The following is a 22499-nucleotide window of genomic DNA, read 5'->3' as shown; positions in this document are numbered from 1 at the left end:
TCGTTGTGACGGTACGCCCACGGCGACCGGCCGCTCGTGGCCGGTCCGCCGCGGGCCGGTCCGCCGCGGGGCCGTCCCGCCCAGGCCGTGTGCCGGTGGGCGCCCGCGAACGCGAGTCTCTTGCGAGACTTCGGGGTACACGGTCGGTGCCGGTGCCTGACGGCCGCGGAACACCACGCGCATGATGACACGGGGACTTTCATGAGCTCATCGGTCTACCTGCTGATCCTCGGGGATCACCTGCCGGATCCACGAACCGGGCGAGCACCCTCCGAGCCGGATCGCATCCGCGCCATGGTCGACCAGGCCGTCGTGGCCGAAGAGGCCGGATTCACCGGCGTGGCCATCGGCGAACACCACTTCGCCCGCTACATCGTCTCCGCGCCGGCGCTCCTGCTCGCCACGATCGCGGCCCGTACGACCACGCTGCGCCTGTCCACCGGCGTCACCCTGCTGGCCCACCACGACCCCGTGCGCGTCGCGGAAGAACTCGCCACCCTCGACGTGCTGTCCGGCGGACGGGCCGAACTCATCGTGGCCCGCGGCGTGTCCAAGGAGACCGACCTGGCGTTCGGCATCGCCCCCTCGGACCTGCGGCCGCGGTTACACGAACACCTGCGCCTGCTGCTGAGACTGCTGCGGGAGGAGGACGTCACCTGGCGCGGCACGTTCCGCGGCCCGCTGGAGAACGTGACCACCACCCCGCGCCCGATCCAGAGACCGCACCCGACACTGTGGGTCGGCAGCGGATCCGCGGCGTCCGCGGACTTCGCCGCCGAGCTGGGACTGCCGCTCATGCTGCCCAGCACCCTGCGCGACCCCGGCATCTACGTGGACGTCGTGGCCGGCTACCGGCGGGACGGTCCCGGCCGGGTCGCCCTGCCCAGCCACGTGTTCGTCGCCGAGAACGACGCGCGGGAGCGGTGGCGGCCCCACCTGGCGGCGTACGCCGCGTTCGCCAGCCCGTGGCGCGGCGACGGCAGGGCGATCGACCTCGACGAGCTGATGGAGGGTGCCGCGATCTGCGGTGATCCCAGCGAGGTCGCCGACCGGCTCAACGCGGTGCGCAAACTGCTGGGTCTCGACGCGCACCTGGTGCTGATCGACATCGGCGGCCTGCCCCAGGAGGAGGTGCTCGCCGCGATCCGGCTGTTCGGCGAGAAGGTCATCCCCCAGCTCACCGCGTGACGGGGGAGCAGCGGCGGCATGCCGCGACCGGATCGGGAAGATCCCGGCTCCTGGCGCCCGGACTCGCGGGACACGCCCGGCGCTGCCCCGGCGTCGTCGCCTTCGCTCGAAGGCGAGATCGCCGTGCGTGCCGAAGCGGATGACGGCGAGATCGCCGTGCGTGCCGGAGCCGTCATGCGGGGGAGGACGGCCAGATGCCGCGTAGCGGACGCATGCCCTCCTCGACGTAGTCGGCGATGGGGCGCTCGCCGCCGTCGAGAACGTTCCCGGTCTCGCCGCGGTCGCGCTGTGGAGAAGGACGCGATGACCGAAGGCCCTCCGCGGGTGCGGAGCATCGGCCGTGCGGTGGTGCGCGGGCTCGCGGCGCTCAAGCGCGCGATGTACCGACGAGGGCGGCCGAACGCGCTCATGCGGCTCGTGAACCGGCTCGATGTCCTGGTGTACGGGGCTCGCCGCCGCGCCCGGCGCGCGGCCGCACCTGGAGCTGGGGTCGACGGCTCCCTTGCCCGAGTTCCAGCGGATCGCGCCTCGTCACCCGGTCTTCCGGATCCGTGAGCGCCCCACCCAGGAGGTGACCTTGGTACGGTGGCCCGGGTTCGCACCGCTTGGAGAGCACGGCAGCGCGTAGGGGAGAGGGGCCAGGCAACGATGGAGGCGTCGGAGTTCCCGCGCGCGACGGCCGCGGCCATGTCGACCGCCGCGGCACTCGGTCTGGCAGCCGACGACGCGGTCGTTCTTCATGACTCGAACAAGCTGACTCTGCGTCTGTTGCCTTGTGACGTCCTGGCCCGGGTGGCACCTGCGGCGCATCAGGTCGCGCAGTTCGAGATCGAGCTTGCGCAACGGCTCGCCGAGACCGAGAGCCCTGTGGCCGCTCTCGATCCTCGAGTCGAGCCACGCGTCCACGAGCGTGACGGCTTCGTGATCACACTGTGGACCTACTACGAACCTGTGCCGCCTCAAGAGGTCCCACCAGCCGACTACGCCCACGCGCTCGGGCGGCTGCACGCCGGCATGCGCAAGCTGGACGTCCCTGCGCCGCACTTCACGGATCGGGTCGAGGAGGCCCGGCAACTCGTGGCCGGCCGCGACCACACTCCGGAGCTCGCCGACGCGGACCGGGAGCTCCTCGCCGACACGTTACGAAACCTCAGGCGGGCGGTCGTCGAGCGCGGCGGCGCCGAGCAGTTGCTGCACGGCGAGCCGCACCCGGGCAACGTGCTCACCACGAAGAACGGGCTGCTGTTCGTGGACCTCGAGACGTGCTGCCGCGGGCCGGTCGAGTTCGACCTCGCCCACGCGCCCGAAGAAGTCGGTGACCTCTATCCGGGTGTCGATCGGGACTTGCTGCGCGACTGCCGGATCCTCATGCTGGCGATGATCACAGCGTGGCGCTGGGATCGAGGCGACCAATTCCCGGACGGGCGCCGGCTGGGCACCGAGTGGCTCGGCCGGATCCGGGAGGCGCTCGATCGCAGAGGGCCGGACGCCCATGGCTGATCGCGGGCCTTCGAGATCGTGGCCGGCGTCGTCCCACTCCGGCGAGGCACGCGGTCCGGTCAGCCGGCCATCGCCGTCCGCAGGCTCTCCCGATGCGCGCGATTCGTGGCCATCAGACCATCGAGCGCGTCCCGCGTGCGGATGAGCTCGGTGATGTGCCGGGACAGCCGGTCGCGCTCCTGCGCCATCCGCTCCAGCGCGGCGTCGGAATTGTCCATGCTGGGCGAATCGACGCACGGCAGCAGCTCGACGATGGTGCGGCTGGACAGACCTGCGGCGTACAGCCGTTGGATGAACGTGACCCGATCAACCTCGTCGTCCGTGTAGTGCCGCTGCCCGCTGGAGCTGCGGGTGCTGGTGAGCAGCCCCTGCTCCTCGTAATAGCGCAGGGACCGGACGCTGACCCCGGTCCGGGACGCGAGCTCCCCGATACGCACTTCGTCCTCCCTGTTGTGACCTGCGGCGCACATCTTGCCTCTGACATCCATGTGAGGTTCTAGCCTAACCGTCGTGACCTGACGCTGCCCAACCGCGTGGAAGCGCACGATGCCAACGGGGCGTCCGGGAATGGGCCGGCCTCCAGACGCTGCGCATCCGCACGACGTGCGGGTGCGTGGTTGACAGCCGCGGGGGGCCGGTCCAGGATCTCCGAGTGCGGGAAAACGCGTAGCAAAGGGCCAGGCCCTTCGGGCGTCCGGTGGCTCGCCCTGTCCTTCATGATGCGGGCGCTTCCTGGGAGAAGCGCCCTGCAACTGCTCCTGGCGTGCGTCTGCGGGGTGCTGCCGGCCGCGTTCGGTGGCCTGGTCGGGCTGATCGCCGGAACGCTTCCCGAGACCGTTCGCGCTGGCGGCCTCGACACGGGAAGTGGTAGGCGGCTCGTCGCCCTGCTGGTCGCGGCGGTCGTCCTCCTGGTGGCGCAGGAGCTGGCCAACTCGGCCTATGAAGTAGCGAAATGGGCGTTCTACCGGCGGTACGAGCACTACCTCCTGGGACGCGTGATCGACGCGACCTTGGGGACGCAACGGCTGGAGCTGTTCGAGGATCCCCAGCTGTCCCGGGTCGTCGACCGGTCCGTGCGGCTCGCCGGGCTCGATCCCGGTGACCTGGTCGACGGCTGGTGCACGAGGTGGCTGCACCTGTTCCAGGGTGCCGCGGCCGCCGCGCTCGTCGCGACGGTGTGGCCGGTCGCGGCCGGTGTCCTGGCCGTCGTCTGGCTCGTCGCCGGCGCCGTCATGATGACGGCGCTGCGGCGCCTGGACATCAACGCGTGGTCCTCCGGGCTCCTGGAGGCGGAGTACCTCGCCAGGATCGCCGAAAGGCCGGCGTGGGCGAAGGAGGTCCGGGTGTTCGGGCTGACCGACTGGCTCGCCGAGCGATTCGGCCTGCGGTGGACCCGTGCCCTTGAGCAGCTGGCGCGGGCGCGCAGGGTCGGGCGGTGGCGGACGGCGGTGGTGCTCCTGGTTCTCCTGTGCTCGCACGGGGTCATGGTCGGCGCCATGGTCGCCGATGGCCTGGCCGGAGGTCTCTCCGCGACGCAGCTGACGGTGCTCCTCCTCGGCATGTCAGGGATGACCGCGCTGGCCGACCAGAGTGGCGCGGACCTCATCGAATACGGCAGCCCGCGCGTGCCCGTCGTCCTGGCCCTCGAGAAGGAGGCCGCGCAGGTCGGCACCGGCTCCCCGCCGGCGGCGAGCACCGGGCCCGCGCGGTCCCCTCGTCCCGTCCGGATCTCACGGGAGATCCGGTTCTCCGGCGTGGACTTCGCCTACCCGAACTCACGACCGGTGCTCCGGCAGCTGAATCTGGCGATCGAGGCCCGCACCTCGCTGGGCGTCGTCGGGCTCAACGGCGCCGGCAAGACCACCTTGATCAAGCTCCTGAGCGGCCTCGAGGTCCCCGCGGCGGGCACCATCACCGTGGACGGCGTCCCTCTCCCGGACCTCGACCCCGGCGCGTGGCGCCGGACGATCGCGGCGATCTTCCAGGACTTCGTGCACTACGAGCTCCCCGTCCGGGACAACATCGGTCTCGGGGCGGTCGAGGTGCTGCGGGCCGCCGGCCGGCACACCGGCGGGCCGGCGTCCGGGACGGCCCGCGACCGCCTCGACGCCATGGTGCACACCGCCGCCGAACGGGCCGGAGCGCACGGCGTCATCGCGGGTCTGCCCGGCGGACTCGACACGACGCTGTCACGACGGTACCCGGGCGGCGTCGACCTGTCCGGCGGCCAATGGCAGCGCATCGCCCTCGCGCGAGCCATGGCCGCGGTGGAGAACGGCGCCGGCCTGCTCGTCCTCGACGAGCCGACGGCACAGCTGGACGTCCGCGCCGAAGCGGACCTGTACGACCGCTTCCTCGACCTGACCCGTGACCTGACGACGATCGTCATCAGCCACCGGTTCTCGACCGTGCGCCGCGCGGACCGGATCGTGGTGCTGGACCGCGGCCGGATCGTCGAGGACGGCAGCCACGACGAACTCGTCGCGGCCGGCGGGGAGTACGCCCGGCTCTTCTCCATCCAGGCTGCCTCCTACCAGGCATCCCCGGCCGACGGGACGGCCACGTGACAGGGGACGGGTCCAGGCAGAGCTGGCGGCGATCCGCCACCCTCGTGCTCAGCGCCGCGTGGTCGGCGGACCGGTGGCGCACTGCCCTGGCCTGCTTCGCCCTTACCGCTCAGGTCGTCATCGCGGCGCTCTTCGCCTACTGGCTGAAGCTGCTCATCGACGCGATCGCCGTGCCGGACGCCAGGGCGGCGGTGCCGGCAGCCTGTGGTGTCGTGGGTTCGATCGCCGGCACCTCGATCTTCGCCTACGCGGGAAGCCGCGTGCTCGCCGGGCTCAGCGGCCGGCTGCGCTACTGGCTCAACCTGCGCATACTCCAGATCTCGGGAGGCATGCCGACGATCGATCTGCACGAGACGCCCGAGCACCTGACCCAGCTGGAGGCCCTGCGCCGGCAGCAGCACCAGCTGTACCAGGCCGTCCCGCGGCTCATCGAGCTGCTGGCATCCCTGATCCGCATGGTCATGATGGGCGTGCTCCTGGCCGGTGTCACCCCGGCGCTCCTGGCACTTCCGTTGTTCGGGATTCCCGCTCTGGTGGCGAGCCCCTGGACCGGCGGCCTGTTCCGCGCCGGGCAGGAGCGCGCGGCCGAGCCTGCGCGCAGGGCCGAACACCTGCTGGAGCTCACGGCCACCGCCGGTGCCGCGAAAGAGATCCGGCTCTTCCGGATCGCCGGTGAGCTGCGCTCGCGTTTCCATGCCGAGCAGCGCGGGATCCGCCGGATTCACCACCGGCTCCAGCTGCGGGCCGCCGGGATCGGCGTGGCGAGCCGCTGCTTCTTCGTGATCGGCTACGTCGGCGCCGTCGCGCTCGTCGTCGGCCTCGCCGTCGAGGGACGCGCCACGGTCGGCGACGCGGTTCTCACCGCCGCGCTGGCCGGGCAGGTGCTCGCGCTGGTGACGGGTTCCGCGGAAACGCTCCAGCTCACCATGCAGAGCCTCGTCGCGGCCGGCCGGCTGGTCCACCTGGTCGACCTCGAGAGATCGGCCCGCGACGCCGCCGTCGCCACCGCGCGACCACCGGAGGCGCTGGAGCGCGGCATCCGGCTGGAGGGCGTCTCGTACCGCTATCCGGGCACCGATCGCCCGGTGCTCCAGGGGGTTGACCTGCTGTTCCCCGCCGGGCAGACGGTGGCGATCGTCGGCGACAACGGCGCCGGGAAGTCGACCCTGGTCAAGATCCTGGCCGGCCTGTACCGGCCGAGCTCCGGAGCGGTCCTGTACGACGGCACCGCGGTCGCCGCCATGGATCCCGCGGAGTTCAGCCGCCGGCTGTCGGCCTGCTTCCAGGACCATGCACGGTTCGAGTTCCTGGTCCGCGAAACGGTCGGCATCGGAGATCTCCCGGCGCTCGCGGATCCGTGCCGTCGTGACGCGGCGGTCGAGCGCGCGCTGGACAGCGCCGGGGGCTCCGACCTGCTGCCGGGGCTCGCGGCGGGGCTCGACACCCAGCTGGGCCCCCGCTGGCCGGGCGGGGTCGACCTCTCGGGCGGGCAGTGGCAGAAGCTCTCGCTCGCCCGCGCGATGATGCGCTCCCGCCCGCTGCTGCTGCTCCTCGACGAACCGGCGTCCGCCCTCGACGCCGACGCCGAGCACGACCTGTTCCGCCGCTGGGCCGCGGCCTCCCGGCAGGCCGCGGCACGCGACGGCGGCGTCACCGTGCTCGTCTCGCACCGGCTTTCCACCGTCCGGATGGCTGACCTGGTCGTCGTTCTCGACCAGGGGCGGGTCGCGGAGGTGGGCACGCACGACGACCTCGTCCGTCGCGGCGGCCTCTACGCGGAGATGTACCGTTTGCAGGCGTCGTCGTACCGGTGACCGCCAGATCGCTGTCCTGAACGCCGCCGTCAGTCGTGGTCGTGGTGGACGAACCAGATGCCCCGGGCCGGGACGGTGCCCCGGTTGCGGAACAGGTGGGGGACGGTGGAGTTCAGCCCGAGCGACTGACCGGCGTGCAGGGTGAAGGTGTCGAACCCGAACGTCACCTCCAGCTCGCCCTCCAGGAGGTAGCCGTACTCGTACCCGTTGTGGCGCAGCATCCGCTCGTCGTTGGTCGAGCTGGCGCCCGGCGGGTAGATGATCTCGATGAAGTCCAGCTGGTGCGCGGTGTTGGTGGCCAGCTGCTCCCAGATCACCCCGGTGTCCATGACGAGCCGGGTCCTCGGCCCGGTGCGGTGGCGGGTCCGTCTCGTGCAGCAGCGCCGAGATGTCGGGCGCCGCCTCCGGCTCCCCCTCGTCCGGTTCGAGGTCCGGATCCGGGCCGGCCTCGTCGGCCGGCTCACTGTCGTCCTCGCCGGTTTCGAAGAGGTGGTCGACGGACACCATGAGCATCTGCGCCATGGGGTACAGCGTCGCCACCGAAGGCTGCGACTTGCCGTTCTCGATCTGGGACAGGAAGGAGGGCGAGACGTTGAGCCGGCGCGCGAGCTCGCGCAGCGACAACCCTGACTTCTTACGTGCCCTCCGCAGCCGGAGGCCGAGGTTGACGGCCGTGGCGTCGTCCGAAGTCTGCGGTGAATGGGGAGAAGTCAAAGGTGCTCCTAGCTCATGGCGACGACGATGGGACAGGCGGCCCGCGAGGGACCGTCATGCGGGGCTCAGACCAGCACCATGCCCCCGTCAACCATGATGACCTGACCGGTCAGGTAGTCGGAGTCGGCGGAGGCCAGGAACAGCGCCGTGCCCAGGATGTCCGCGCCGGTGGCGACCCGGCCCCGGAGGATGTCGGCGGCGAAGCCGGCCATGGCCTGACCTGGCGCGTCGGCGTCGCCGATGTTCATCAGATCCTGGTCGAGCTTCGTCCAGAGCGCGGGCGGCCCGCCCGTACGTCGGTCCGACCGGCAGCCCCACCGGCAGACCGACCGGCAGTCCAGCCGGAAGTCCAGCCGGAAGTCCAGCCGGAAGTCCGGGCGGCGCAGTCGCAGGCCGGCGCCGCCATCCCGCGCACGGCCCCCGCCGCCACCCCGCACCCGGCCCCCGCCGCGCCCCGTCCGGTGGCCGCCCACCCGGCCGGGTCCGGCACCCGCGGCCGGGTCGAGAGCCTCTCCCGGCGCCGCAAGGTCATCGCCGACCGCATGCACCGCTCGCTCCAGGAGTCCGCGCAGCTCACCACGGTGATCGAGGTGGACCTCAGCCACGTCGTCAGGATCCGCGAGGCGGCGAAGGACACGTTCCGCAGCCGGTACGGCGTCGCGCTGTCGGTGCTCCCGTTCGTGGCCGAGGCAGCCGTGCGGGCCCTAGCCGGCCACCCGGTGATCAACGCTGAGCTGGACCTGGCCGCCGGGACGGTCACCCACCCCGCCGGGGTCGGCCTCGGCATCGCGGTGGACACCGACGAGGGGCTGGTCGTCCCGGTCATCCGCGACGCCGGCGACCTCACCGTGGGGGCGCTCGCCCGGCACATCGCTCACCTCGCGGCCCGAGCCCGGGACGGTTCGGCCACCGCCGACGACTTCGCGGGCGGGACGTTCACGATCACCAACACCGGCAGCAGGGGAGCGCTGTTCGACACACCCATCGTCAACGCCCCCCAGTCGGCGATCCTCGGGCTCGGCGCCGTCACCCGCCGGCCGGTCGCACTGCGCGGCCCCGACGGCGACGACCTCATCGCGGTCCACCCGATGGCGTACCTGTCGCTGACCTACGACGACCGCCTGGTGGACGGCGCGGACGCCGCCCGCTACCTCACGTCCGTGAAGGGACGGCTCGAGGCCCCGGACCACACATGGCCGCACAGCCTGGGCATCGCAGAGATCGCGAAGTGAGATCCTGGCCCAGGGGCACGAGGAGAACCGCTCGGGCGGAGCGGGGACAGCGGGCCGGCCGGCCTCGCCTCCGCCGGCAACCGGTTCACCGCCCGGTCGACCGGGCCTGACCGCACCCGCCGGTGGACTAGACGGGAAGGAGCCGCATCAGAGCGTTGCGCGGCGCCGCGAGGTGGCCGGCCCCGGCCAGGCGGGTCATCCACCGGGACGCGGCGACCATCCGCTGGGCCACCGGACGGCGGCGGGCGTCATACGAGCGCAGCGCCCGTGCCACGTCGCCGGGATGCGCGCGCAGGCAGGCGGCGAGTTCGACGGCGTCGAGCAACGCCTGGCAGGCGCCCTGCCCCAGCGCGGGCGTCATCGCATGGGCGGCGTCCCCGACCAGCGCGACGTTGCCGGTGACGTAGGACGCCAGGGACGGCGACAGGTCGTGGACCTCGTGCCGCAGCACGGCGTCCTCGTCGGCCGCGGCGAGCACGGTGGGGATGGGGTCGTGCCAGCCGGCGAAGCGGGCGCGCAGGTCGTCGAGGGTTTCGCGCGTCCCCTCGGGGGTCCGTACGGGGGCGTACCAGTTGGTCACGCCCGGCGCCTGCGGTGTCATCCCGAACATCTGCCCGCGACCCCAGCTCTCGCCGTAGTCCTGCGGTTCGAAGCCCTCGATCACGCCGCGCCAGGCGACGATCCCCGTGTACCGGGGCCGGGTCGCGGCGTCGAAGAACGCCTGGCGCACCGCGCTGCGCACCCCGTCGGCGCCGACCACCAGGTCGTGGTCGGCACGCAGCGCGGCAGGGTCGGTGATCTCCACGCCCGTGCTGATCGTCGCCGGGTCCACCTCCCGCACCAGCATCTCGATCAGCGAGGCCCGCGAGAGCATGCGGACGGGTGCTCCGCCGCGCCGTTCGATGCGGTCCAGCGGGAGGTCGGCCAGGCGTCTGCCGCCGGGGGTGCGGATCTGCGCCCGCCGGTAGGGGACGGTGCGCTCGCGCAGCCGCTCGCCCAACCCCAGACCGGCCAGGCCCGCCTGGGCGTCCGGGCGGATCCCGAGTGCGGTGCCCTCGGCGACGATCCGGGGCCACCGTTCGAAGATCGATACTTCCCAGCCGATCGCGCGCAGCGCGATCGCGGTCGTCAGCCCGCCGACTCCGGCGCCGACGATGACAGCTCTTCTCATCTTCATCACCACATATGTGGTACCACGGATGTGGTGGTCCTGTCGAGCGGGACAATGGGGAGCCATGGCGGAGAACAGGGATCGACGCGGCCTGCTGTGCGACGCGGCCATCGAGGTGCTGGCGGGCGAGGGCGGCAGGGGCCTCACCCACCGTGCGGTGGACCGGGCCGCCGGGCTGCCGGAGGGCACGGCCAAGAACTACTTCCCGACCCGCGACCGCCTCCTCCAGGCCACCGCCGAGCGGTGCGTCGACCGCTACTGGAGCGAGCTGCAGCAGGCCGAGATCCACACCGTCGGCCAGTTGCTCGCGCTGCTGCGCCAGATGATCGACCGGGCGCTGACGGTCAACCGGTCCCGGGTCCTGGCCTACCTCGAGCTGCACGCCGAAGCGGCCAGGAACGCCGAGGTGCGCCAGACCCTGGCCCGGCTCACTCGCGCCGACCTCGACCTGCACCTCCGCGCCCAGCAGTCCGCCGGCCTGCCGGCCACCCGCCAGAGCGCCGCCATGGTCACCCTGGCCGTCAACAGCGCGCTGACCTACCTGCTCACCCAGCCGCCCGACGTGCTGGCCGCCTACGGGCTCGACGACCTCGACGCCTTCCTGGACCGCCTCATCGCCTCGGCCTGCCCACCCCGGCCGAGCTGACCTGGCGGCCCCCACCCGCAGCCCTCCGCTACTGTCCCGGGCGCAGGATGGTCTTCCACGCCGAGCACTCGCCCGTGGGCCGCTTGGCCGTGCCACGGCAGACCTGAACCCTGACCTGCCGCGTGTTGCGGTAGTCCTTGCTGAACGTGCCCACGCCCGGCACGCAGTTGAAGAAGCCGTGCTCGCGCCAGCGCCCGTTGCGCGAGTCCTGCGAGCGCAGCACCGCCCACGCGCAGCCCTTGCCGCGCGTGTCCTCCAGCTTGCCGTCCACGACGTGGCCGAACTGGTGGATCGCGACCTCGCCCCAGGCGGAGGCCATGCCGTCGGTGGAGTGCACGGCACGCCACTTCCATATCGCCGGGGTGGCGGCGGCCGGGGCGGTGAGCATCAGCGAGACAGCGGCGGCGGCGGTCAGGACGGCGAGCGAACGCATGAGAGAGCTCCACGGCGCGGTGACGAACGAACCCTCCCAGGAATAGGGCGCCGCGCTTGTGATCGGCTTGGAAGCCGCTGCGTCACACGGGACGTTCGCCCGCACCGCCCACAACGGGACGGCATGGTCCGCTCGCAGTGCCGCGGCCCGGGTGCTCAGCGGTGCTCGTGCTGGCCGCTGGTGCCCGTCGAGTGGGAAAGCCCGCCGGAGGTGAGAACCTCAATTCCGTGGGCCCAGAAGTTGTGCCACCAACTACCGTCATGACGGTGCATGATGTCTCCCTTCGGTGGGGCGAGCCTGTGGAGATCGGCGGGGAACGGTCGCGATGTCGCCCGGAACGACCACAGCCCGACAGGGCGATGGCTGCGGACGATTTCGGCGAGATCTTCCCGGATTATGTCCGGCACTTGGACCGCTCCGGGCAGGCGGCATCCCGGGCGTATTCCTCCAGCCCTTGCGCCTCCTGGCCGGCTTGATGGGCATCCGACCGGCATCTTGAGCCCGCCGGCCAGGCTGACCTGCAGTCGATGGCGGCAGTCCGCGAAGCAGCCTCGTCACGATGCGAGCCGTACAGGAACGCCGTGGTCGCGTTTCCCGCCGCCGGGTCAAGGCTCAGCCGAGGGCGGTGAGCCGGTCGCGGATGAGGTCGGGGAAGACGTGACCTGGGTCGGCGTCGCCGATCTCGATCGCGATGTCCAGCGCCTGCTGCCACACCGCCCGCGCCTCGCCGGCCCGCCCTGCCGCCAGCAAGGCGTCGCCGCGGTTACGGAGGGACTTGATCTGCCCGTACCGGTCCCCGAAGCCTTCGAACAAGATGAAGGCGTCCCGGTGAAAGGCCACGGCCTCGGTGTGGAGACCGGAGCGATGGTGGGCGGAGCCGAGGGCGTCCAGGGCGAACGCCTCGCCGCGGACGTCACCGATGTCACGCTCCAGCAGCAGCGCCTCCCTGCAGCGCGCGATGGCGGGCGCGGCCTGGCCGAGGATGGCCAGGTACCAGCCACTGAAGTAAAGGGCTCGGGCGAGCGCGCGCTCGTCACCTGTACCCTGTGCCAGTTCGAGCGCCCTGTCGCCGTGGATCAGCGCCTCGGACACGTTGCCTTGGTGCTCACAGATGTGGCTGATGTCGATGAGCGCGTGCGCGTGGCCCACCGGATTGCCCAGGGTCTCGAAGAGCCGCGCGGCCTGCGCGTAGTGATGGCGCGACTCCTGGTCCATGCGCGGCCAGTGATACGCCCTGCCCAGCGCTGAGTGCGCGTGGGCTTGCCCGATGGTGCTGCCTTCGCGCTCCGCCGCCCATGCGGCGGTCTTCTGCATGAGCAGGCTGTCGTTGCGGTGGCCGCGCCGGTCCAGGTACTCCTCCATGGTCCAGGGCAGCTGCCATGCGTACGTGTAACGTCCCGTTTCGGCCGCCAGGCGGACGGTTGCCATGAGGGTCGCGTGTTCGGTCTCGAACCACGAGATGGCGTCGGCGTAGTTCAGGATCTCCGCGAGCACGACCTTGGGACGCGGGTGGCCGGGGATGTCGATGAGCGGGCCGGCGCGTGGGTGGAGGAGCACCGCGGCTCCGAAGGCGCTGTGCAGGTAGTGCGCGAGCAGCCGGTCGATCGCCTCCGCACGATCGTTGCCCTGCTCCTGTACGTCGGCCAGCTCGCCGGCGTAGGCCCGCAGCAGGTCGTGCTGGCTGTAGCGGCCGGCCGTCAGCTCGGCGACCAGATGCGCCGCCGACAGGTCGGAGAGCGCCTCGCGCGCGGCTCGCCGCCCGATGCCGGCGAAGCTCGCCACGGCGAGCACGGTGATCTCGTGCCCGGGATGCAGGCCCAGCAGGCGGAACACCTTCGCCGCGGGCTCCGCAAGGTGCCGGTACGACCATGAGAAGACGGCACGGACATCCGCCGGCGCGTCCTCGCAGGGGAAGGCGTCGAGGCTCTGCTCGCTGTCGCGGAGCTGGGCGACCAGCGCGGCCAGGGAGAACTGCGGGTGCACCGCGCCGCGGGCGGCGACGATGGCCAGTGCCAGGGGCAGGCCGGCGCACAGGGCGACAAGCGTGTCCACGGCCGCCGGCTCGGCGTCGATCCGTTCCCGGCCGAGCCAGTGGGCCAGGAGGTGGCGGGCCTCGTCGTCGGAGAGCACGTCGAGGGTCAGCGGGTACGAGCCTTGCAGGACCATCAGGCTTGTCAGCCGGTGGCGGCTGGTCACCACGACGGCGCTGCCCCGGGAGCCGGGCACCAGCGGGCGTACCTGCTCCGCGTCTCTGGCGTTGTCCAGGACGATCAGCATGCGCCGCTCGCTCATGACACTGCGGTAGAGCGCGGCCTGGGCCTCGGCATCGGCCGGGATGCGCTCGGGAGGCACTTCGAGCGCGTCCAGGAATCCCCGCAGTGCGTCCTTCCAGGACACGGGATCGCCAGCGGGGTCGAAGCCGCGCAGGTTCACGTACAGGTGGCCGTCCGGGAATCGGCCGGCCACCAGGTGCGCCCAGCGGATGGCGAGCGCGGTCTTCCCGATGCCGGCCATGCCGTCGATCGCCGAGATCACGATGAGGCCCTCACCGTCGGGAAGGGCGCTGTCGAGCAGGACCGTCAGCCTCGTGAGCTCGGCGATGCGCCCGACGAACCCCGGCGGGACCGCGGGAAGCTGCCGTGGGACGATGGCGTGGCGGGGCTCGTCGGGAGGAAGCGCGCTGGTGCCGGTGGGTTGCCTGCTCGCCCATACGCCGAGGGGCAGGGAGAGCACCGCTGTGGACAGCCCGGCCAGGGACAACGCGACCTCATCAGGACTGATCAGCGTACACAGGCCCCAGGTGGCGAAGAACGCGGCTATGAGGACGATCAGCGCGAGGCTCCATCTGCTGCTGCGTCCGGCCACGGCGACTCCTCATCCCGTCGGGAGAAGTATCCCCTCGCGGGAGCCGTACGAGGCACAGCATGTCGAGTTCGTTGGCTTGGCGGTGGAGACTGTGCCTGCCGAAGGTTCATCCATGCAGGTCAAGCGGGCATGTGAGTACTCGTGAAGGACGCCGCCCAGCCGGTCTCGTCGGCGTACCAGGCGAAGGAGCACGGCGGATCATCCTGCCGTACGCGTTCCGTCTTCTGGGCGGCCGGAGCTCGCGCTGCCAAGCGAAGTCCTCACATGGTCATGACCTGGACGGATGTAATTATCGGCAGGCGCAGTGCCCCATGCCTTCCCCCGGCCAGGGCTTCTCCTGCCAGGCCGGTTCTCACACGATCTTTTCTCGGCGATGTGTTAGCGCTAACTTGGGTTTGGTAGACGGATTTCTCTCCGGGCGGGCGTTAACAATCACGCGGTGAGCGTGTGCTGGCCGGCAGTGCCGCCGGTCCATGGTGCATGCCCTCAAGGAGAGAACTATGACAAGCCCCACGTCTCGTCGTGCCCGCTCGACAGTGCGCGACCACGCCAGGTACCAGGACCATCTCGGCCGGACCGGCCGACGCGACCTTCCGGCCCGTGAGCAGACCGCCGCGACGACGCACGAGAAGGGTTCCCTCATGGACACATTCCGAGCCAGGCGGCTGCTCGCCGGGCTGGCGGCCCTGGTGCTCCTGCCGATCGCCGCAGTGGGCTTATGGACGACGCCCGCAGCGGCTGCGACCAGTCAGTTCCGCGGCATGAACTGGGCCGTGCTGGGCGACAACTTCAGCACCGGCCCGCTCGTCGTCGACGGGCTGAGCGGCTCCGACAGCTACGCCACCGTCCAGGCCAAGGCCAACGCGCTGTACGACGACATGCAGTCGACACTCGGTGTGAACACGGTTCGGCTGCCGATCAACACCCACACCGTCGGCACCACCTGGTGGAACGCCTACCGCGGCGCCGTCGACGCCGCCACGGCGCGCGGGTGGAAGGTCATCCTCGCGTACTGGGAGGACGGCGCGGCCTCCGGGGGCCGCATCACCAACCTGTCGGCGTGGAACTCGATGTGGTCGACCGTGACCTCCCAGTACGGATCGAACAGCCTCGTGTACTTCGAGCCGATGAACGAGCCGCACGGCTACAGTTCGGCCGAGTGGCGCACCATCGCCGCCGACTGGCTGGACCACCACTACTCGGCCCCGCCGAACCGGGTGCTCGTCGGCGGTACCGGCTACAGCCAGGACCTCCGTGACCTGTGCAACGACTCGCGTTTCGCCGGCACGCTGTTCTCGTTCCACCACTACGCGTTCTTCTACTCGGCGAACACGTACGACGGCTGGCGGTCCCACGTCCAGACCCGCCTCGGCAACTGCGCTTCGCGGGCGGTCGTCACCGAGTTCGGGGCTCCGATGAACAACGGCCTGAACTACGCCGACGCGAACAGCACGGACAACTTCGTCCGCCACATCCGCGCCGTCACCCAGGTGATGCGGGACAACGCCATGGGTGGCACCTACTGGCCGGCCATCGGCGGCAAGCCCGGCGACATCGGCTACGACTGGTACTCGATGTACGCCAAGAGCGGCAGCGGCACCGGCCTCAACCTCGCGATCCGCAACCAGTCCGGCGCGAACCGCCTGCGCTACGGTTGGGGCGACGCCGTCGACGGCGGCGGTGGCGCAACGACGACCCAGATCGTCAACCAGAACTCCGGCAAGTGCGTCGACGTCCTGCAGGGCTCGACCGGGGACGCCGCCGAGATCATCCAGTACACCTGCAGCGGGGCCGCCAACCAGCAGTGGCAACTGCGCGATCTGGGCAACGGCTACCACAACATCGTGGCGCAGCACTCCGGCAAGTGCCTCGACGTGAACAACGCCTCCACCGCGAACAACGCGGCCGTCATCCAGTACGCGTGCGGCAGCGGCACCAACCAGCAGTGGCAACTCCGCGCCGTGTCCGGCACGAGCTACGTCGAGATCGTCGCCCGGCACTCGGGCAAGTGCCTCGACGTGTCCGACCAGTCGACGGCGGACAGCGCCCGTATCCAGCAGTACACCTGCTGGGGCGGCGCGAACCAGCGCTGGGACGCTTGAGGCCACACCGAACCGAAGCACGTGAACACGAAGGCATCGGGCCGCCGGAGGGCGAGCAGTCCACGTGATCCTGGACGGCACCCCGGGGCGTCGTCCGGCCCGTGGTCCAGTTCTTCCTGCCCGGCGGCCAGTCGCCGGCCGCGCGACCGTCCCGCCGGGGAGAAGGCGGCCACCCAGGTCGAACTGGTTTGCCCGCTCAACGGCAGCCCGATCCCGCGGACCATTACCGCGGCCCGGTCACCGGCCAGGGCATGACGTGCTGGCCGTAGAGCATGCCCGGACCGGCGGTGAGGATGCCCTTGCCGGAGGCGGGCATGTTGACGCGGTTTGTGCGGCATGTTGTGATCCACACATGCGTATTTCGTGATCATTTAGTAGGAAATGAGGTGGTCATGAGGTTCCTCCAGCGTGCCGCCGCGGTTGTCATGTTCCTGGTGAGCGCGGCGGGCATCCAGGCCGTACAGGGTGGACCGGCGCAGGCGGCTCTGCCCACCGCCGCCGTCGCGCTCGGCGACAGCTTCGTCAGCGGGGAGGGTGCGGGGGACTACCAGCCCGTCGTCGACGCCTCCGGTACGGCACAGACCTTCCCCGGCTGGTCGGCGGCCAACAGCAACGCCTACTTCTGCCACCGGTCGGCGAACGCCTCGGTGTTCACGGCGTCGCTCCCAGGCATCCAGCAACGTTTCAACCTCGCGTGCTCCGGTGCCCAGCCCGCCGACATCGCCGCCCCCGCCAGCGCCCGGGCCGAGGGCCGCGCCGTCGCCTCGCAACTCGATCAGCTACGCGCCCTCGCCCAGACGCACGACATCGACGTCGTCCTCGTCGGCCTCGGCTCCAACAACACCCAGTTCACCTTCGGCGACGTGGCCACGTTATGCGCCAACCGCTTCATCGCCGACGCCTGGACAGGCTGGTGGGAGTTCTGGGCCTACCTGAAGGGCGAAGTGCCGCAGAAGCCCTGCACCGCCTCGGACCTGGCCACCGACGCCGAGGTCGCCGCCGCCACCACCGAGACCACCGCGGCCCTGCGCCAGATCCTCGACACCCTCGCCCAGATCGACGCCGACGGCACCCACCAGGTGATCCTGCAGACCTACACCAACCCGCTGCCGCCCGACATCGCCGCGCAGTACCACGACGAGGACGGCCGCACCGACACCCGCGACAAGTTCCGCGCCCTCGGCGCCGAGCGCTACGCCGCCGGATGCCCGATCCACCGTGCGAGCCTCGCCCCTGGGCACGTGTTCTCCCAGAACCTCGGCTCCCTGGTCAAGAACGCGCGTGCCACGCTGGCAGCCGAACGTCCGGCGGCCGACCTGCGCGTACTGGACGTCCAGAGGGCTTTCGACGGGGCCAGGCTCTGCGAGAACCCCGGCAGCCCGGCGGGCGCGCTCGCGACGCCGGTCCGGGTACAGGACGGGCCGTCCGGCACGTTCATCACCAGCCTGTCCGGCTGGGACAAGATCGACATCCAGCGGGCGGCGAACACGTGCGTCACCTACTTCCAGACCTGCCAGGAGTCGTGGCACCCCAACGCCGCGGGCCACACGGTCCTCGGCCAGTGCCTGGCCGGCGCCTTCGCCGCGGCACCCCGCGCGGTCGTCTCGTGCGCCCGTAACGCGGACGGCACGCTCACCATGTCCTGACGTCTCCTCAGCTTCGCGTCCGGCTGTCTGGAGCCGGACGCGTCGCGGGGCAGGCGATCGGTCCGGGCAGCGTGGCGGGGACGGCGCCGCCGGAGCTGCCGTCGGCGCAGGCGTACGGCTGGGAGTTGCTGCCAGCACTGGCCCGGCTCGGCGATACCGCCAGGACCTGGCCACACCCGCGAACCGGATCTCCACCCGCCCACGGCCCACGGCCGGCCGCCACCTCTCAACTGATCCACTCCGCCGGTGATCGCACGGCATCATGCCGTGCGCGGTGCCAGAACGCGGACACTGCTGCCGAGCTGGGCGTTCGCCGGGTGATCAGGCTGCCCTGTGGTACTCGTTGATCAGTCCTGTGACGGTCCTTCTGACTGGGGTGGTGCAAGGGAGGGCGGAGGGAACGGCTCTGATGTGGGCGATGACGGTTCGCGCCCGGTGACCCGGGAGGTGGCGCGGGTTCTCTCGGGAGGATGACGTTCCGAGTCGCAGACGCTGTCTGTCGTGGTCGGCGCTGACGGCCGTCCGGTGGTCGCGCGGATGGACAGCAGGACCGCGCGGTCCGCGTGGTCTCGGGCGAGGACTCCGCCTGCGCGCCCGCACGTCACCTGGCCGGTGGCGCCCCAGACGATCGAGCTGACCCGACGCGCTTTTGCCGGCAGCCCAAAACCTTGACTACCTGGCCTTGAGGCAACTCCAGTCCTGAGACGGGCGCCGGATCGGTGTGAACGTCTTGGCTCGTTCCCGGGCGAGGAGCGGGAAGGGAGCCGGCGGGGAGCGGCTCGTCGCATCATTTCCTCAGCCGGCGGGCACCGGCCCGAAGCTCTCGGAACGGGAATGAGACATGACCTTGCACCATGCGGAGCGGCGGACATGACGCTGCGGCAGGAGATCGCTCCTCGGCTCTCCGCGGTGGCGGGCGCCGCCGTCGTCGAGCTCGAGGGCGTGACGAAGACGTTCGGCGCCGTGCGCGCGCTGAACGGCGTGACCCTGCGGATCGACCCCGGCCAAGTCTACGGAGTGCTCGGGCCCAACGGCGCGGGAAAGACGACGCTGATGCGCATCCTGCTCGGCCTGATCCGCAGCCATACGGGCACCGTCAAGGTCCTCGGCGGGACACCCGGCGACGGCCGGGCGCTGCGGCGGATCGGCGCGCTGATCGAGTCGCCGGCGTTCGTGCCGCACCTGTCCGGGCGCGCCAACCTGCGGGTGCTCGCCCGGGCGCGGGGCCTGTCCGAGGCGGAGGTCGGGCGGGTGCTGCGGGTCGTGGACATGGAGCGCGCCGCCGACCGGCGGGTCTCCGGCTACTCGCTGGGCATGCGGCAGCGGCTGGGGGTCGCCGCCGCGCTGCTCGGTGACCCGGCGCTGGTCATCCTGGACGAGCCGACCAACGGGCTGGACCCCGAGGGCACCGCGTCGATGCGCTCGCTGATCAGGGAGCTGCGCGAGCACGCCACCGTCCTGCTCTCCTCCCACCTCCTCAGCGAGGTCCAGCAGGTGTGCGACCGGGTCATGGTGCTGGACCGGGGCGAGATCGCGGCGGAGGACACGGTGGCCGCACTGCTGTCGCGCACGCCGTCCGGCGCGGTCGCCCTGTGGCTGCGGCCGGTGGACGCCGCGGAGCGGGTGCTGCGGGCGAACCCCGCCTGGGCGGGCGCCGTCCGGGCCGGCGGCGCCGACGATCCGCACTGGCGGCTCGACCTTCCGCCGGACGGCGTCCCCGGCCTGGTGAGAGCTCTGGTGGAGGCCGGTGTCGAGGTGCACGAGGCCCGGCGTGAGCGGCCGTCGCTGGAAGAGGTCTTCTTCGCCCTGACCGCCCACGATCATTCCCCGGGACACTCCCCGGGGCACTCCGCGGGGCATTCCACGGGGGACGCTTCGTGACCGCGGCCATGTCAGGACAGGTGAACCCGGTGGCCGGGGGCAGGGCAACGCCCTGGTGGCGATCGTGGTCCGACGCGCTGGCGGCCGAGGCTCTGCTGCTGTGGAGGCGGCCCGCTCTCCCGCTGATCGGGACGGGGTGGGTGCTCATGGTGGTGGCGTTCGGGTTCGGGGTGCCGTACATCGTCTACTCGACGCTCGATCCCGCCGGGGAAGCGGCCGAGCGTGCCGCGCTCCTGGAGATGCTGCTGCCCTCGGCCGCCCACACGACGGCGGCGGGCAGCTACCCCCTGTTCGGCGGGGCCACGATGCTGATCTTCGGAGTGCTCGTCACCGGCTCGGAGTACCGCTGGCGGACCTGGCAGGCCCGGCTGACGCAGGGCCCAGGACGGGCGCAGGTGATCATTGCCAAGGCCGTGGCGGGTGCGGCAGCCGTGACCGTCTTCGTGGCCGCGGCGCAGGCGGCGGCCCTGGTCACCTCGATGGTCATCGCGGCGGCCACCGGGCGAGCGGCGATCTGGCCGCCGCTCTCGGAGGTGGCCGCTGCCCTCGGCGCCACGGCGTTCCTGTCCATCGCCTGGATGAGCGCCGGGCTGGCGCTCGGCGTGATCTTCCGGGGCGTCGGCGCGGCGCTCGGCGTGGGGCTGATGTGGACGCTGGGGCTGGAGAACGCCTTGGCCGGGCTCGCCGGGATCGTCCCGGCCCTGCGACCCGTGCGCGCGATCCTGCTGGGGCCCGCCGGCGGCTCGCTCGTGGCCGCCCTGGGAACCCCGTCGCCGGGGGGAGGAGGCGTGGGAGTGGCCGCGTACGTGAGCGGGCCGGTCGCCTGCGCTGTGCTGCTCGCGTACGTCGCCGCCGGGATCGCGATCGCGCTCACCTTGATCAGCCGCCGTGACCTTGCCTGACGTTCAGAACCTCGACAAGGGGAGATCGTTGTGACAACCCAGCCTCGTGACGTCGTCCGCCCCCGGATGCGTACCGACATGGCCTTCCTCGAGACCCCGGACGGCATGTACGTCCGCGGGCGCGGCGACGGATTCCTCATCAGGGGCGCGGGAGCCTATCGCTACCTGTCGGCGCTGCTGCCCCACCTCGACGGCACCACGCGGCTGAGCGACCTGCTGGCGGACGTGCCCGAGGCGCAGGCCGCCAGCGTCAGGTCCCTGATCACGACCCTGGCCTCGCGCGGCGTCGTGACGGACGCGCCGGAGAGCGGCGTCGCGCTGGAGTCCGATCTCCGTGACCGGTTCTCGGGGCAGATCGCCTTCCTGGAGCATCACGGCGATGACGGGACCGGTTTCCTCCGGGCCGCGGCGGCGCGGGTGCTGGTGGTCTGCGACGAACCGGGCCAGGCGAGTGCGCTGGCCGGGGCGCTGGCCGCCAACGGGATCGGCAGCGCGCGGGGAGGTTGGGTCCGTACCGCCGACGCACGCTCCGCTGCCACCATGGTGACGGGTTCCGCGCCGATGACGGTGAACGGTGATTCCGCCGCCGTGGTGAGGGGTTCCGCGTCCGTGGCGGTGCACGGGGCTTCCGCCGCTCTGGCCGTCGAGGGCGTGGACGTGATCTGTCTGGTCGCCGCGGACCGGCCGTCGCCCGACCTCTTCGGACTGGCCGAGCGCGCCCGTGCGGCCGGGGCCGGCTTCGTGTCGCTGATCCGGGTGGGGGACCGGCTGGTCCTCGGCCCCTGGCAGCCTGGCGGGAGCACGATCGAGACCGTCCGCTCCGCGATGCTCCGCATGAGCGACAACGCCGTACCGGGGAGCGGGGACGTGTGGCTGGCGGCCGGGGGCGGCTCCGCGGCTACCGCCGCGCCTGAGGTGCTGCCCGCGGCAGCGGCGACCATCGCCGTCAGCGTCGCCGCGTTCGAGGTCTTCAAGCTGCTCACCGGCCGTATCCCGAGCGACATCGAGGACTCCGTCGTGATCGTCGATCCGGACCGGCTGAACATCCACATCGAGCACGTCGTGCCGCACCCGGCCACCACCCGCGAGCCACTGGCGGGTCTCCCGGACGCCGGCCTCGCGGATACCGGCCTCGCGGTCGAGGGGCCAGTCGGTGCCGGGGTGCGGCCGTCGCAGGAGGAGGCCTATCAGCGCTTCAAGCACGTGGTCGCCGACCACGTCGGCATCATGCGCAGGTTCGACGACGACGACGTCCCGCAGATCCCGGTGAAGATCAGCGCGCTGATCGCGCCGTCCGCCGACCCCGCTCCGATCGTGGCCTTCGGCACCGGCACCCTGATCGAGGCCAGACTGAGCGCGCTCGAAGAGGCGTCCCTGCGCCACGCCGTCAACCTTCACCGCCGATGCCACGGCCTGCTTCCCCCAGCGCCGGAGGAGGCCGAAGCCGTCGCGGCGGAGCGCGTGCGGGGCTGGCTCGGCGGTGCGCCTCTGGCGGGGGACCCTCTGGTGGCGGGCCTCGACCTGAGCGGGACGAACGTGCTCGCCTCCCTCGACCTGAGCGCGACGAACGTGCTCGCCTCCCTCGACGGCACCGGCACACCCGCGCGGACCGTCACGCTCGGCCTTCCCCGCAGCGCCGTCCTGGCCGGGCCCTGGGATCGCCGGGCCGCACGTTTCGAGCCGGACCTGCTCGGCGTCGCGGCGGGCCCGACCCTGCGGGCAGCGGTTTCCAGGGCGCTGCTCGGCGCGGCGGGCGCGTACACGGTCGCCGCCATCGCGCGGGGCGAGGTCCCCGTCACCCCCATGGCGGACTTCGCAGCCACGGGCGAGGACGCCGG

17 protein-coding genes and 1 pseudogene are annotated in these 22499 nt (G+C 71.7%); 11 read left to right on the top strand and 7 right to left on the bottom strand.

The genetic code is table 11. The features are described 5' to 3' along the window. The first annotated feature begins 201 nt into the window (after window positions 1–201). Window positions 202–1188: an LLM class flavin-dependent oxidoreductase gene (locus ACTWPW_RS27875; protein ID WP_443170373.1), complete on the top strand. Its 987-nt coding sequence runs from the start codon at window positions 202–204 to the stop codon at window positions 1186–1188. A 648-nt stretch (window positions 1189–1836) separates the two neighbouring features. Beyond that, entirely contained in the window at window positions 1837–2688 is an 852-nt protein-coding gene (locus tag ACTWPW_RS27870; protein ID WP_443170372.1) for a phosphotransferase, read from the top strand. 59 nt (window positions 2689–2747) lie between these two features. Here the strand turns inward: ACTWPW_RS27870 and ACTWPW_RS27865 are convergent, their stop codons facing one another. Continuing rightward, a complete protein-coding gene (locus ACTWPW_RS27865; protein WP_375112744.1) occupies window positions 2748–3125 on the bottom strand; it encodes a MerR family transcriptional regulator in 378 nt (125 codons plus the stop codon). A gap of 279 nt (window positions 3126–3404) precedes the next feature. Between ACTWPW_RS27865 and ACTWPW_RS27860 the strand changes: the two genes are divergently transcribed. Both ACTWPW_RS27860 and ACTWPW_RS27855 read left to right on the top strand, forming a co-directional pair. Then, window positions 3405–5255, top strand: a complete 1851-nt coding sequence (locus ACTWPW_RS27860) for an ABC transporter ATP-binding protein (RefSeq protein ID WP_443170371.1) — start codon at window positions 3405–3407, stop codon at window positions 5253–5255. Further along, window positions 5252–7069: an ABC transporter ATP-binding protein gene (locus ACTWPW_RS27855; RefSeq protein WP_443170370.1), complete on the top strand. Its 1818-nt coding sequence runs from the start codon at window positions 5252–5254 to the stop codon at window positions 7067–7069. The genes ACTWPW_RS27860 and ACTWPW_RS27855 overlap by 4 nt, the downstream gene beginning before the upstream one ends. A 29-nt stretch (window positions 7070–7098) precedes the next feature. On the opposite strand, the gene ACTWPW_RS27850 is transcribed toward ACTWPW_RS27855, so the two are convergent. The 3 genes and pseudogenes from ACTWPW_RS27850 to ACTWPW_RS27840 form a co-directional block, all read right to left on the bottom strand. Beyond that, the gene (locus ACTWPW_RS27850) at window positions 7099–7398 is read right to left on the bottom strand and encodes a cupin domain-containing protein (RefSeq protein ID WP_443170369.1); all 300 of its coding nucleotides are present in this window, start codon (window positions 7396–7398) and stop codon (window positions 7099–7101) included. A gap of 220 nt (window positions 7399–7618) precedes the next feature. Beyond that, a pseudogene (locus tag ACTWPW_RS27845) lies at window positions 7619–7693 on the bottom strand (helix-turn-helix domain-containing protein); the annotation flags it as partial. 155 nt (window positions 7694–7848) lie between these two features. Next, window positions 7849–8256, bottom strand: a complete 408-nt coding sequence (locus ACTWPW_RS27840; RefSeq protein WP_443170368.1) for an SDR family oxidoreductase — start codon at window positions 8254–8256, stop codon at window positions 7849–7851. Here ACTWPW_RS27840 and ACTWPW_RS27835 point away from each other — a divergent pair. Beyond that, the gene (locus ACTWPW_RS27835; RefSeq protein ID WP_443170367.1) at window positions 8245–9015 is read left to right on the top strand and encodes a 2-oxo acid dehydrogenase subunit E2; all 771 of its coding nucleotides are present in this window, start codon (window positions 8245–8247) and stop codon (window positions 9013–9015) included. The genes ACTWPW_RS27840 and ACTWPW_RS27835 overlap by 12 nt on opposite strands. A 127-nt stretch (window positions 9016–9142) precedes the next feature. Here the strand turns inward: ACTWPW_RS27835 and ACTWPW_RS27830 are convergent, their stop codons facing one another. Further along, a complete protein-coding gene (locus ACTWPW_RS27830) occupies window positions 9143–10186 on the bottom strand; it encodes an FAD-dependent monooxygenase (RefSeq protein ID WP_443170366.1) in 1044 nt (347 codons plus the stop codon). 64 nt (window positions 10187–10250) lie between these two features. On the opposite strand from ACTWPW_RS27830, the gene ACTWPW_RS27825 reads away from it, so the two are divergent. Beyond that, on the top strand, window positions 10251–10832 hold the full coding sequence (locus tag ACTWPW_RS27825) for a TetR/AcrR family transcriptional regulator (protein WP_375112737.1): 582 nt from the start codon (window positions 10251–10253) through the stop codon (window positions 10830–10832). Between the two features lie 28 nt (window positions 10833–10860). Here ACTWPW_RS27825 and ACTWPW_RS27820 read toward each other — a convergent pair whose 3' ends face one another. Continuing rightward, window positions 10861–11265, bottom strand: coding sequence for a hypothetical protein (locus ACTWPW_RS27820; RefSeq protein ID WP_443170365.1), 405 nt, complete (start codon window positions 11263–11265; stop codon window positions 10861–10863). A 612-nt stretch (window positions 11266–11877) separates the two neighbouring features. Next, the gene (locus tag ACTWPW_RS27815; RefSeq protein WP_443170364.1) at window positions 11878–14130 is read right to left on the bottom strand and encodes an ATP-binding protein; all 2253 of its coding nucleotides are present in this window, start codon (window positions 14128–14130) and stop codon (window positions 11878–11880) included. A 641-nt stretch (window positions 14131–14771) separates the two neighbouring features. Here ACTWPW_RS27815 and ACTWPW_RS27810 point away from each other — a divergent pair. From ACTWPW_RS27810 to ACTWPW_RS27790, 5 genes are all read left to right on the top strand, one after another. Then, window positions 14772–16232, top strand: coding sequence for an RICIN domain-containing protein (locus ACTWPW_RS27810; protein ID WP_443170363.1), 1461 nt, complete (start codon window positions 14772–14774; stop codon window positions 16230–16232). Window positions 16233–16624: 392 nt separating this feature from the next. Next, window positions 16625–17878, top strand: coding sequence for a hypothetical protein (locus ACTWPW_RS27805; RefSeq protein WP_443170362.1), 1254 nt, complete (start codon window positions 16625–16627; stop codon window positions 17876–17878). Window positions 17879–18748: 870 nt separating this feature from the next. Then, window positions 18749–19759, top strand: coding sequence for an ABC transporter ATP-binding protein (locus ACTWPW_RS27800; protein ID WP_443170361.1), 1011 nt, complete (start codon window positions 18749–18751; stop codon window positions 19757–19759). Then, window positions 19756–20661: an ABC transporter permease subunit gene (locus ACTWPW_RS27795; protein WP_443170360.1), complete on the top strand. Its 906-nt coding sequence runs from the start codon at window positions 19756–19758 to the stop codon at window positions 20659–20661. Before ACTWPW_RS27800 ends, ACTWPW_RS27795 begins: the two co-directional genes overlap by 4 nt. Window positions 20662–20691: 30 nt before the next feature. Next, window positions 20692–22499 (top strand): hypothetical protein (locus ACTWPW_RS27790; protein WP_443170359.1); only part of this gene is annotated, 1808 nt, incomplete at its 3' end.

This window comes from Nonomuraea sp. KM90 (assembly GCF_052246675.1).
Lineage (GTDB): Bacteria > Actinomycetota > Actinomycetes > Streptosporangiales > Streptosporangiaceae > Nonomuraea.
Note: the sequence above shows the minus strand (reverse complement) of the source record. Positions and strands in the feature narration are given on the sequence as shown.